10 protein-coding genes are annotated in these 9,694 nt (G+C 72.5%); 5 read left to right on the top strand and 5 right to left on the bottom strand.

What is annotated here, in order from left to right; genetic code table 11:
• Positions 1 to 189 precede the first annotated feature (189 nt).
• Positions 190 to 507: a hypothetical protein gene (locus tag F8274_RS28350; protein ID WP_151465425.1), complete on the bottom strand. Its 318-nt coding sequence runs from the start codon at positions 505 to 507 to the stop codon at positions 190 to 192.
• A gap of 38 nt (positions 508 to 545) precedes the next feature.
• Positions 546 to 2,183 (bottom strand): ABC-F family ATP-binding cassette domain-containing protein, encoded by a 1,638-nt coding sequence (locus F8274_RS28345; protein WP_151465424.1) that lies wholly within the window; start codon positions 2,181 to 2,183, stop codon positions 546 to 548.
• A 79-nt stretch (positions 2,184 to 2,262) separates the two neighbouring features.
• Here F8274_RS28345 and F8274_RS28340 point away from each other — a divergent pair, with 79 nt between their 5' ends.
• The 3 genes from F8274_RS28340 (at position 2,263) to F8274_RS28330 (ending at position 3,804) form a co-directional block, all read left to right on the top strand.
• The gene (locus F8274_RS28340) at positions 2,263 to 3,033 is read left to right on the top strand and encodes an ROK family protein (RefSeq protein ID WP_151465423.1); all 771 of its coding nucleotides are present in this window, start codon (positions 2,263 to 2,265) and stop codon (positions 3,031 to 3,033) included.
• A 91-nt stretch (positions 3,034 to 3,124) separates the two neighbouring features.
• Entirely contained in the window at positions 3,125 to 3,490 is a 366-nt protein-coding gene (locus F8274_RS28335; RefSeq protein ID WP_151465422.1) for a M48 family metallopeptidase, read from the top strand.
• A gap of 59 nt (positions 3,491 to 3,549) precedes the next feature.
• Positions 3,550 to 3,804, top strand: a complete 255-nt coding sequence (locus tag F8274_RS28330; protein WP_046564396.1) for a Smr/MutS family protein — start codon at positions 3,550 to 3,552, stop codon at positions 3,802 to 3,804.
• A gap of 9 nt (positions 3,805 to 3,813) precedes the next feature.
• Here the strand turns inward: F8274_RS28330 and F8274_RS28325 are convergent, their stop codons facing one another.
• Both F8274_RS28325 and F8274_RS28320 read right to left on the bottom strand, forming a co-directional pair.
• Positions 3,814 to 4,728 (bottom strand): hypothetical protein, encoded by a 915-nt coding sequence (locus tag F8274_RS28325; RefSeq protein ID WP_151465421.1) that lies wholly within the window; start codon positions 4,726 to 4,728, stop codon positions 3,814 to 3,816.
• On the bottom strand, positions 4,725 to 5,078 hold the full coding sequence (locus F8274_RS28320; protein WP_151465420.1) for a PadR family transcriptional regulator: 354 nt from the start codon (positions 5,076 to 5,078) through the stop codon (positions 4,725 to 4,727). Before F8274_RS28320 ends, F8274_RS28325 begins: the two co-directional genes overlap by 4 nt.
• 174 nt (positions 5,079 to 5,252) lie before the next feature.
• Between F8274_RS28320 and F8274_RS28315 the strand changes: the two genes are divergently transcribed.
• Together F8274_RS28315 and F8274_RS28310 are read left to right on the top strand one after the other, a co-directional pair.
• The gene (locus F8274_RS28315; protein ID WP_151465419.1) at positions 5,253 to 6,128 is read left to right on the top strand and encodes an alpha/beta fold hydrolase; all 876 of its coding nucleotides are present in this window, start codon (positions 5,253 to 5,255) and stop codon (positions 6,126 to 6,128) included.
• 31 nt (positions 6,129 to 6,159) lie between these two features.
• Complete coding sequence (locus F8274_RS28310) at positions 6,160 to 7,335, top strand: low temperature requirement protein A (protein ID WP_151465418.1); 1,176 nt, start codon at positions 6,160 to 6,162, stop codon at positions 7,333 to 7,335.
• 10 nt (positions 7,336 to 7,345) lie between these two features.
• Here the strand turns inward: F8274_RS28310 and F8274_RS28305 are convergent, their stop codons facing one another.
• A complete protein-coding gene (locus F8274_RS28305) occupies positions 7,346 to 9,667 on the bottom strand; it encodes a M28 family peptidase (protein ID WP_151465426.1) in 2,322 nt (773 codons plus the stop codon).
• Positions 9,668 to 9,694 lie beyond the last annotated feature (27 nt).

Raw genomic sequence — 9,694 nt, 5'->3', positions numbered from 1 at the left:
CGCCTGCCCGGAGGCCGCGTCGCCGGCGGAGTAGATCAACTCCAGCTCGCCGGACTGGCGGCATCCGGCGCGCGGCGACGGCGCCACCTCGGCGAGCTGGCGGCATCCGGCGCCCGGCGTCCGCGCCACCTCGGCGAGCTGGAGTTGATCAAGGGCAGGGGCAAGGGCAGGGGCAGCGGCAGGGGCCGGTCAGCCGGCGATGGTGCGGCGGGCGGCGCGGGAGCCGCGCATCCGCTGGCGCGGCTGCGGCGCGGGCGCCTTCGGCCGTTTCAGGTGGTAGCGGTGCAACTCGTTGTTGCCGGGCAGCGATGGATCTTCGCTCATCGCGACCAGTTCCCAGCCCTGGTCGCCGGCCCGGTTCAGGTGGGCCAGCGCGGTGTCGCCGTACGGCGTGACGTCGATCATGGAGCCGTCCGGGCCGTACCAGATGAAGACGACCTCCCACCCGATGTCGGTGGTGGCGGCCTGCCGCCGGCGGACCAGCAGCGCGTACTCCCACTTGAGCATGGAGTCATTCTCACCCCGCGCGACCGGGTCGGCACGGATCAATCTTCGGCGATCCGCCCGTCCGCCACCCGCAGCCGCCGGTTGACGCTCACCGCGTCCAGCATCCGCCGGTCGTGGGTCACCAGCAGCAGCGTCCCCGGATAGCCGGCCAGGGCCGATTCGAGCTGCTCGATCGCCGCCAGGTCCAGGTGGTTGGTCGGCTCGTCGAGCACCAGCAGGTTCACCCCGCGTCCCTGGAGCAGGGCCAGCGCGGCCCGGGTGCGCTCACCGGGGGAGAGGGTGGCCGCCGGCCGCAGCACGTGGTCGGCCCGCAGGCCGAACTTGGCCAGCAGCGTCCGCACGTCCGCCGGGCTCAACTCGGGTACGGCGGCGCCGAACGCGTCCAGCAGGGGCTGGTCGCCGAGGAAGAGCCCCCGGGCCTGGTCCACCTCGCCCACCACCACGCCCGGGCCGAGCGCGGCGTGCCCCTCGTCCAGCGGCAGCCGCCCGAGCAGCGCGGCCAGCAGGGTGCTCTTGCCGGAGCCGTTCGCCCCGGTGATCGCCACCCGGTCGGCCCAGTCGATCTGGAGGTCCACCGGGCCGAGGGTGAAGTCGCCCCGGCGTACCCGGGCGCCCCGGAGCGCGGCCACGACGGCGCCGGCGCGGGGCGCGGCGGCGATCTCCATCCGCAGCTCCCACTCCTTGCGCGGCTCGTCGACCACCTCCAGGCGCTCGATCAACCGCTCGGTCTGTCGGGCCTTGGCGGCCTGCTTCTCGCTGGACTCGGAGCGGAACTTCCGGCCGATCTTGTCGTTGTCGGTGGCCTTGCGGCGGGCGTTCTTCACGCCCTTCTCCATCCAGGACCGCTGCGTCCGGGCCCGTGCCTCCAGCTGCGCCCGGGTGCCGGCGTACTCCTCGTACTCCTCGCGGGCGTGCCGGCGGGCCACCTCCCGCTCCTCCAGGTAGGCCGCGTAGCCGCCGCCGAAGTGGTTGACCTGGCCCTGGTGCAGGTCCAGCTCCATCACCCGGGTGACCGTCCGGGTGAGGAACTCCCGGTCGTGGCTGACCACCACGGTGCCGGCGCGCAGCCCGGTGACGAAGCGTTCCAACCGGTCCAGGCCGGCCAGGTCGAGGTCGTTGGTGGGCTCGTCGAGCAGGAAGACGTCGTAGCGGCTGAGCAGCAGCGAGGCCAGCCCCGCCCGGGCCGCCTGGCCGCCGGAGAGCCCGGTCATCGGGTGGTCCAGGTCGACGCGGAGCCCCAGCTCGGCGGCGACCTGCTCGGCCCGCTCGTCCAGGTCGGCCCCGCCCAGGTCGAGCCAGCGCTCCAACGCCGTGGCGTACGCGTCGTCCGCGCCCGGCGCCCCGGCGGTCAGCGCCTCGGTGGCCGCGTCCAGCGCCGCCTGCGCCGCGGTCACGCCGGTGCGCCGGGCCAGGAAGCCGCGGACCGTCTCACCCGGCCGGCGCTCCGGCTCCTGCGGCAGGTAGCCCACGGTGGCGGTGGGCGGGTTCGATACCACCGACCCCTGCTCCAGCGGCTGAAGCCCGGCGAGGGTACGCAGCAGCGTGGACTTGCCGGCGCCGTTCACCCCGACCAGCCCGACCACGTCGCCCGGGGCGACCACCAGATCCAGGTCGGTGAAGAGGAGACGGTCGCCGTGGCCGGCGGTGAGGTCCTTGGCGATCAATGTGGCGCTCATGAGGAGATCGAGCCTACCGGCGCGCCGAATCGGATGACCCGGGCTCGGGGCCCGACCGGGGTGAGGGAGACTCACAGCCGTGGTGACCACTCTGGCGATCGACTGCGGGGGCGGTGGGATCAAGGCCTCCGTGCTGGACGCGGCGGGGACCATGCGCGCCCGGCCGCTGCGCGTCCCCACGCCGTACCCGCTGCCGCCCGCCCTGTTCGTCAAGACGCTGCTGGACCTCGGCGGCCGGCTGCCCCCGGCGGACCGGCTCACCGTCGGGATGCCCGGCATGATCCGGCACGGCGTGGTCGTGGCCACCCCGCACTACGTGACCCGCTCCGGCCCGCGCAGCCGGGTCGACCCCGACCTGGTCGCCGAATGGTCCGGGTACGACGCCCGCAGCGCCCTGGCCGAGGCGTTCGGCGTGCCGGCGCTGGTGCTCAACGACGCCGAGGTGCACGGCGCGGGCGTCGTCGCCGGGACCGGCTGCGAGCTGGTGCTGACCCTCGGCACCGGGCTGGGCAGCGCGCTCTTCGACGGCGGGGTGCTCGCCCCGCACCTGGAGCTGTCGCACGCGCCGGTGCGCTGGAACACCACCTACGACACGTACGTCGGGGAGCCGGAACGGCGGCGCCTCGGCGACGCGTTCTGGTCCCGGCGGATCCGCCAGGTGGTGGACGGCCTGCGGCCGGTCTTCCGCTGGGACCGGCTCTACCTGGGCGGCGGCAACTCCCGGCTCATCCGGCCGGACCAACTGGCCCGGATGGGCGACGACGTCGTGGTCGTCCCGAACACGGCCGGAATCGTCGGCGGTGTCCGGGCCTGGGAGCTGGTCGGGGACCGGTACGACCCGACCTCCTGAGCACGATCCGCCCCGAAGGAACACTCGCGGTACGGCTGGTGTTGTGCCAGCGTCGGAGAAAGGGCTGGCGCGACACGAGGAGGTGGATCGAGTGGATCTTCTGGCGGAGTACCGGCGGGCGACCATGTTCTTCGAAGCGGGTGACCCGACCGGAGCGGCCCGGCTGCTCGAACCGATCGTCGAGGCCGAGCCCGGCAACTCCTCGGTCCGGCAGCTGCTGGCCCGCGCGTACTTCCAGTCGGCCCAGCTCAACCGGGCCGAGGAGCAGCTGCGCGAGCTGGTCGACCGGGACCCGAGCGACCACTATGCGCACCACGTGCTGGGCCGGACGCTGGAGCGGATGAACCGCCCCGTCGACGCGTTGCGGCACCTGCGCATCGCGGCGGCCATGTACTCGACAAACGCCGACTACACCACGGCCCTGCGGCGGGTGGAGGGCAAGGTCGGCGGCCGCTGACGGTTGACCTCGAAGGGCAGCCCTACGGGGCTGCCCTTCGGCGTACCTACGATGGGCTGGTGAAGCTGAAGCTCGACCTCCACGACATCTACAACAGGGGCCACGACATCGACCGGGCCCTGCGCGGGATCATGGACGAGGCGGTGGCCAAGAAGGCCACCCTCGTGGAGATCATCCCTGGGAAGGGCTCCGGCCAGCTCAAGAAGAAGGTGCTGCGCTTCCTCGACCAGAAGGACGTCAAGCAGCTCTACCACCGGGTCGAGAAGGACTCGAAGAACTTCGGCCGCCTCTTCGTCCACTTCCGCTGGAAGTGAGTTCCGGGTCTACATGCGGGCTTGGCGGCGGCCTGCGATTGTGCCGGCGGCAAGCGTCATCACCATGATCGCCGCGAGGATGAGGATCGCGGTGATGGAGACTTCTATTTCCCACCCTGCCTGTTTGGAACCGAGCAGGTAGGTGGCTTGCGCCAAGGCCGGCGCCAGGAGAAGCACCGAGGCGACGATGGGCATCCGTGCATCGACCGGCGCGGTGATGACGGCCAGTGCGGCGAACGCGCACAGGGACATCAGTGGTGCGTCCAACCAGCCGTTGATCGGGCTCGGCGCCAAAGCGACGACTGCCAGCGCCCCGAGGACGGGCCAGGCCCACGGTCGGGCCACGGGCGTTCGGGGTGCGCGGAGCAGTCGCAGCAACGCCAGCGAAGCCAGCAGCGCTGGCCAGAACTGGGGAAGCATCGCGTCCTGGAGGTCATAGACCGACGAGAACCAGAACGATAGGTCCCACCCGTTTGCCGAGAAATGTTGCGCGGCCACGGTCAAGATCGCCGCAGCGAATGCCAGCCGGTAGCTACCCCACGCCGCAGCGAAGAGCGCGATGGTCAGCAGCGCCGGAATGACGATGAACCACCATCCGCCGGGGTTGTACGGGCCCTCCGACAGCATCGTCACCAGGACCCCGATCGGGCCTCCGGCCCGCTGCGTCAGGCCGTACACGAGCAGGGACAGCGCGGACAGTCGCAGTGCGGAGTGTCCCAGTGCCGATCGCGAGCCGAGACGGTCGACACCGGTGCGGGCGCGTAGCCCTCCGACCACGAGCGCCGCCGCTTCGCGGAGGCTCGGCCGCCGCGGGTTGTCAGCCGTGGCGAGCAGGGTTTCGAGCATCTCGTCGGCGCGATACTGCCGGTAGGCGCGGGGGTAGGCCCGCAGCAGCCACCGGTACCGGCGCTCCAGCTCGGTCATGCCGGCACCACCCGACCCGCAGCCGTCGGGCGGACGGAACGGTGGCGAACGACGCTCGCCGCCGCAGCCATCCGCTCCGCCTCCGCAGTCAACGCGGACATGCCTCGCTGGGTCAGCTCGTAGGTGCGGCGGGCGCGGCCGTTGACCACCGCTTCCTCGGCCACCCGCACCATCTCTTCACCGGTGAGCCGGTCCAGAGCGGCGTAGAGGGTGCCCGTCGTGAGGCGTACCCGCCCGTCGGACAACTCCAGCGCCCGCTTGACGATCGCGTAGCCGTGCAAGGGCTCGTCCTGCAACGCGGCCAGGATGAAGTAGGTGGGTTCGCGCATCGACGCGGAGGACCTGGTCATGCCGTCAACATAAGCAGATGATCGACGTATCGGTCAAGATCCCGAGCGCAATTCTGTACGATTCCGTCCTTTCCCGCTGATACCGTCGTACCGCGGCCAGGGAAGCTGTGCGGAGGAGATCGTCCAGCGTGACGGCGGGCCGGCGGTCCTGACGAGTTGCGGGGGGTTCCGGCCGTGTTCGACGGGTTCGAAGAATTCGACATCCCCACGTCCGGTGCGACGATCCACGGACGCCGTGGCGGAAACGGGCCTCCCGTTCTGCTCCTGCACGGCATTCCCGAGACGCACCTCATGTGGCATCGCGTAGCGCCGCAGCTTGCCGAGAACCACACGGTGGTCGTCACCGACATGCGGGGCTGGGGCGACAGCGGCAAACCGCCGAGCAGCGCCGATCACGAGCCGTACAGCATGCGAGCCGTCGCCCGCGACCAGATCGAGGTCATGCGGAGTCTGGGTCATGAGCAGTTCCGCCTCGTCGGACACGATCGCGGTGCCCGTTGCGCCTACCGTCTTGCGCTCGATGCACCCGACGTCGTCACTCGGCTGGCCGTCATGGACGTCGTTCCCATCGGCGATGTCTACAACCGTGCCGACAAGACGTTCAGCCTCTCCTACTGGGTCTGGTCCTTCCTGGCCGCGCCGGCGCCGGTGCCCGAGCGGTTCATCGACGCGGCGCCCGCCGTGCTCGTCGATTTCATGCTCGACACCTGGCCTGAGGTGAAGGATGCGTTCCCCGCCGAGGTGCGGGCCGCGTACGTCAAGCAGTTCACCGACCCTGCCACGGTCCACGCGATCTGCGAGGAGTTCCGCGCGGCCGCGACGGTGGACTACGAGCAGGACGAGGCGGACCGCGGAATCCGGAAGATCAAGTGCCCGGTGCTGTTTCTCTGGAGTCAACGGGGTCAGGTCGCGAAGCTCTACGACGACCCGCTCGGGATCTGGAGGGAATGGTCGGACGACGTGCGGGGCGGGCCCGTCCCGGTCGGGCACTTCATTCCGGAAGAGGCCCCCGAGCAGACCACACAGCAGCTCCTGGAGTTCCTGAGTTAGAGCCAGGTCGACGGGCGGCGGGAGGCCGGGCATGACGACCGGGGGCAGCAGCGAGCTGGTACGCCCGCCGAACGGGTCGACCCGCGCCACCCTGCTGGAGCTGCTCTTCGACGTCGTCTTCGTGGCGGCGCTCGCGCTGGTCTCGATGCTGATCGCGGACCGCGCCTCGTGGAACGGCGTCGCGCCGGTCGTGATCATGCTGATGGCGATCTGGTGGACCTGGTCGATCACGTCGACCACCACCGACTTCTACGATCCGGACCAGCGACCGATCCAGGCCATCCTGATGGTGACCATGCTCGGCGCCGTGGTGACCGCGGCGGCGTTGGCCGTCGACTCGCACGCGCTGGTCTTCGCGATCGGCTACGTGACCCCGCACCTGGTGCGTGGGGTGGTGCTGGTGACCGTGCTGCACCAGCACCGGCACATGGCCGAGCAGCGAGCGGCCCGCTTCCTCTTCTGGTTCGTGGTCTCCAGCTTCTTCTGGATCGGTGGGGCCCTGCTGCCGCACGGGTGGTCGTGGGCGCTCTGGGCCGTCGCCGTGACGATCGACTACGTCTCGGCCGCGGCGCGCTACCCGACGCCCGGTCTCGGCCGGGTGCCGTTCGCCCAGTACGAGAAGACGACCGACCACCTGGGTGAGCGCTACCAGCAGTTCATCATCCTGGCTCTCGGTGACGTCATCCTGGTGCCCACCCTGGAGATCAGCAGGTCCGAGTTCACCCTGGCCCGTTCGGCCGCCTTCCTGACCGCCTTCGCCTCGATGCTGCTGCTCTGGCAGATCTACGTCCTGAGGGCCGGATCCATCGTGCGGACCACCGCGCCGGGGCTGCTCCGGCGGGCGACCCGGCTGGCGCCGTACACGCACCTGGTCATGCTGGCCGGCGTGGTCTGCACCGCCGCCGCGTTCGACCTGGTCGTCGAGCGGCCCACCGGTGACACCCCGGCGCGGTGGATCGCGCTGATCCTCGGCGGGCCCGCGCTCTTCCTCGTGGGGCGCACGCTGTTCACCTACCGGATCGTCGGCACGTTCCCGTTGCACCGCGTGTTCTGGCTGGTGATCCTGGTGGCCGCCATGCCGTTGGTGGGTGGCTGGCCGCCGGTGCTGGTCACCACCTTCGTCGTGCTGGTGCTGGCCGGAGTGGTGGCCGGGGACACGATGGGTGGCCGTTTCGCCCGTCCCCTGCTGCGGGGGCGCCCCGGCTGACGGGCGCCGGCTACAGCGGATAGGTCCGGGCCACCGCCAGCATCTCCGAGCTGTGCGAGCCGACCACGCCGACGTCCGCGGGCCGGGCCCGGAACCCGGGCAGCCCGCCCAGCCCGTCGCTGGCGTCCATGGCGCGCAGGTTCACCTGTCCCGCCTTCGGAACCAGGGTCAGGGTGACCTCGACACCCTCCGGCGGCGGGGCGTGGAAGACGACGCCGAAGCCCCATCGGCCGTCGCGCGCCTTGACCGGCACGTCCCGCCCGGCCACGCTCGCCGAGCGCACCTCGGCCGTGGACGTGTCCACGTGCAGGGAGAGCAGCCGGACCGGCCGCTGCGGCAGCACCCGGACCCGTAGCACCCGCTGGTCGCCGGAGCGGGTGTCGGAGAGCGTCTCCAGCTTCGGGGCGGGCAGGTTCGCCGCCTGGGCCGCTCCGCTCCGCAGCTCCGCGTCACCGAGCCCGGGGAAGTCGTCGGCCACCGAAACGGCGCGGTCCACGTACCCGTCCGTCCACGGCTGGGGGGCCTCCTCGTGACTGAGCCACTGCGCCTTGCCGGTGCCGGCGTCGAGGGCGTACATGAGGTGGGTCGGCACGGGGTGCGCGGCGTCGAAGCGGTCCACGGCCAGGCCGACCCCGGCGAGCACCACGGCGGCGAGCGCGGCGGCGCCCGCGGGCAGCGCGCCGAGCCGGCGGGCCCGGAGCGCGAGCAGGCCGCGCTGGCCGCCGGCCTGCGGGTGCAGCAGGTCCACGACCGGCAGCGCGGCCAGGCCGAGCAGCACCGCGACGAGCGCCGCCACGCCGCCCATGCCCATGCCCAGCGCCGGGAAGAGCAGCACGATGGTGGGCAGCAGGATCACCACGGCCACCGCGCCGGCCAGGGTCACGGCGACCACCGGCCAGGGGCCGTCCCGGCGGGTGGCCAGCGCCGCGAGGCCGGCGAGCGCGCCGGCCAGGGCGGGCACGGTGGTCAGGTACGCGCCACCGGGCACCAGCACGGCGAGGAGCACCCCGAACAGGGCCAGCCAGACCAGGCCGCCGAAGGCCAGGGCGGCCGGGCCGGCCCAGCGGCGGGTCAGCGCGTACCAGGCGAACAGGATCGCGGCGGCGAGCGCCACCACGGCGAGCCGGTACCAGACCGGGCGGTACGGGTCGAGCAGCTCGGCGTAGCCGGGGCGGACGGTGGTGACCGCGGTCCAGAGCAGCCACGCGCCCAGCGGGGCGGCGACGACCGGCACGAGGGTCAGCCCGGCGCCGGCGGCGAGCCGCCCGGTGGTGGCCCGGCCGCGCCGGCGCAGCAGAACGCCGAGCGCGCCGACCGCGAGCAGGGCGGCCACCGCCAGCGGCAGGGTCAGCCAGCCGGGGTAGCGGACCAGCCCGCCGGGCACCGGGAAGTAGGTGTCGTCGTGGCCGGAGCGCAGGTCGCGCAGGTCGGTCCGGCCGAACTCGCGGGCCAGGCCGAGGGCGTTGTCGCCGTGCATCTGGAGGCTGCCCCGGTTCATCGCCTCGGGCACGTCGAGCGGGGTGTGGTAGACGGCGCCCCCGTCGATGTACGCCGAGTTCAGCCCGACGAACCGGTGGTCGAGGAAGGCGGTGAAGTCGGTGTCGTTGGGCAGCGCCCGGTAGATCTCCACGGCGAACGAGGTGCCCACCGGGTGCGGGGCGGCCCGGCCGAAGGCCTCCACGAGCTTCGCGTTGTTCCGGGACGTCTCGAACATGATCACCGGGCCGGTGGAGCCGCGGGCCTCCAGGTTGAGCACCACTCCGCCGTCGGCGGCCAGCGGGTGGTCGGCGGCGAAGCCGGCGGCCCCGCACAGGCACGCCTCCTCCGCGTCGGTGAGCACCAGTACCACGTCGTTGCGGGGGCGCGGGCCGGCGGCCAGCGCCCGGGCCACCTCCAGGATGGTCGAGGTGCCGGCGGCGTCGTCGTTGCCGCCCGGCCCGGACTGCACCGAGTCGTAGTGGGCCACCAGGAAGACCCGCCCGGTCGGGTCGGTGCCGGGCAGCCGGGCCACCACGTTGCGGACCCGGGCCAGGGTGGCGCCGCCGGCCGCCCCGCTGAGCTGCCCGGCCTCCGGGGCGACGGTGTCCTGCACCTCGGTCTCCAGACCCAGCCCGCGCAGCACGCCCACGACGTGCTCCCGGACCTGGTCGTTGGCGGGGCTGCCCGCCACGTGCGGCCGCGCCGCGATGACCTTGACCTGCTGGTACGCCCGCTCGGCGCTGAACGCGTCCGCGGGCGCGTCGGCGGGGCGGGGTGCGGGGGTGGCCAGGTCGACCAGGACGCCGGCGCCGACGGCGAGCAGCGCGGCGAGCGCGGCCAACGCGGCGGGCAGCCGCCGGCGTCCTGGTCGACCTGGCCA

It is taken from the genome of Micromonospora sp. AMSO31t, from assembly GCF_008868175.1.
In the GTDB taxonomy this organism is placed as follows: domain Bacteria; phylum Actinomycetota; class Actinomycetes; order Mycobacteriales; family Micromonosporaceae; genus Micromonospora.
This window is presented reverse-complemented; position numbering and strand designations above follow the sequence as displayed.